Below are 2,056 nucleotides of genomic sequence, written 5' to 3'. Positions count from 1 at the left end.
GGCTGGGCGGGACGGTGGCGACCGTCGACGGCGACCCGCTCGCCTTCAAGATCACCACGGCATCGGACCACGTCCGAGCCCTGCACGAAGTCCGTGCCCTGTCGGAAGTCCGTGCCCTGCACGAAGTCGGCGCACCGCAGGAGCCCGGTGCACGCGAGAACCCGGAGGAGCACCCGTGACCGGACCCGTGATCCCGCGCGTCGGCATCGGCACCGACGCCCATCAGGTGCAGCCCGGCAAGCGATGCATGATGGCCTGCCTGCACTTCCCGGACGACCACGGGTGCGAGGGGCACTCCGACGGCGACGTGGTGGCCCACGCCCTGGTCGACGCGCTCCTGTCCGCGGCCGGTCTCGGTGACCTCGGCACCCTGGTCGGCACCGGTCGCCCCGAGTACGACGACGTCTCGGGTGAGCGGCTCCTGCGCGAGGCGGTGGCGGAACTCGCCGGGCACGGGTGGGCGATCGGGAACGCCGCCGTGCAGATGGTGGGCAACCGCCCCAAGATGGGCCCGCGGCGGGTCGAGGCGGAACAGACCCTCTCGGCGATCATCGGCGCCCCGGTCTCCGTCTCGGCCACCACGACCGACGGCATGGGCTTCACCGGTCGCGGTGAGGGGGTCTCCGCCGTGGCGACGGCCCTGGTGTTCCGGAGCTGACGAAGCGGGCGGGAGGGTGCGTCACCGGTAGACTCGCTACCCGTGACGCTCCATCTGTACGACACCGCCACCCGCTCCCTCCGGGAGTTCACCCCAGTCCGGGAGGGGCACGCGTCCGTCTACCTCTGTGGAGCCACCCCCCAGTCCGTGCCGCACATCGGCCACGTCCGGTCCGGGGTCGCCTTCGACGTCCTGCGCCGCTGGCTGCTGGCCACGGGCTACGACGTGGCGTTCGTCCGCAACGTCACCGATATCGACGACAAGATCCTCACCAAGGCCGCCGAGAACGGCCGGCCGTGGTGGGAGTGGGTCGCCACGCACGAACGCGAGTTCACCAGGGCGTATGACGCCCTCGGGGTCCTGCCGCCGTCCACCGAGCCGCGGGCGACCGGGCACGTGACGCAGATGATCGACTACATGGAGCGGCTCATCGAGCGCGGCTTCGCCTATCCGGCCGAGGGCAGCGTCTACTTCGACGTGGCCGCCTGGTCGGCCGCACCGGAGGGCGATTACGGCCACCTCTCGGGACACCGCCTCGACGAGGTCGACCAGGGTGAGGCGGCGGACCTGCGCGGCAAGCGGGACCCGCGGGACTTCGCGCTGTGGAAGGCGGCCAAGCCGGGGGAGCCCAGCTGGCCCACCCCGTGGGGGGAGGGCCGTCCGGGCTGGCATCTCGAGTGCTCGGCCATGGCGACCTGGTACCTCGGTGGGACCTTCGACATCCACGGCGGTGGTCTGGACCTGCAGTTCCCGCACCACGAGAACGAGGCGGCACAGTCCCACGCGGCCGGAGACGGCTTCGCCCGGTACTGGCTGCACAACGGGTGGGTCACCATGGCGGGGGAGAAGATGAGCAAGTCGCTGGGCAACGTGCTCAGCGTGCCCAACATCCTCAGCGCGGTGCGACCCGTCGAGCTGCGCTACTACCTCGGCAGCGCGCACTACCGCTCGATGCTCGAGTACTCGCCGGAGGCACTGCAGGAGGCGGCCGCCGGGTACCGGAGGATCGAGGCGTTCGTGCGGCGCGTGACCGAGGCCGGCGTCGAGGTGCCCGTGGGTGACTGGACGGACGGGTTCGCCGCGGCGATGAACGACGATCTCGGGGTCCCCGCCGCACTGGCGGAGATCCACGGTCGGGTGCGCGAGGGGAACACCGCCCTGGCGTCCGGCGACCTCGACGCGGCGCTGACGGCCGCGTCGGCCGTGCGGGCGATGACGGCGGTCGTGGGCGTCGATCCCCTCGACCCCCACTGGATGGCCGAGGGCGGCGCGGACGACGCCGCGACGACAGCGCTCGACTCGCTCGTGCGCGCAGAACTCGAGGCGCGCGACATCGCGCGTTCGAACAAGGACTTCGCCACCGCCGACGCGATCCGGGACCGTCTGGTCTCGGCCGGA

Annotated in this window: 2 protein-coding genes; both read left to right on the top strand. The window is 71.9% G+C overall.

The genetic code is table 11. The features are described 5' to 3' along the window. Positions 1–175 precede the first annotated feature (175 nt). On the top strand, positions 176–658 hold the full coding sequence (gene ispF, locus G6018_RS12125; protein WP_179524505.1) for a 2-C-methyl-D-erythritol 2,4-cyclodiphosphate synthase: 483 nt from the start codon (positions 176–178) through the stop codon (positions 656–658). A gap of 42 nt (positions 659–700) precedes the next feature. Further along, positions 701–2,056 (top strand): cysteine--tRNA ligase (cysS, locus tag G6018_RS12120; RefSeq protein WP_182639728.1); only part of this gene is annotated, 1,356 nt, incomplete at its 3' end.

Origin of the sequence: Dietzia sp. DQ11-44, assembly GCF_014145205.1 — a bacterium.
Taxonomy (GTDB): Bacteria; Actinomycetota; Actinomycetes; order Mycobacteriales; family Mycobacteriaceae; genus Dietzia; species Dietzia natronolimnaea.
This window is presented reverse-complemented; position numbering and strand designations above follow the sequence as displayed.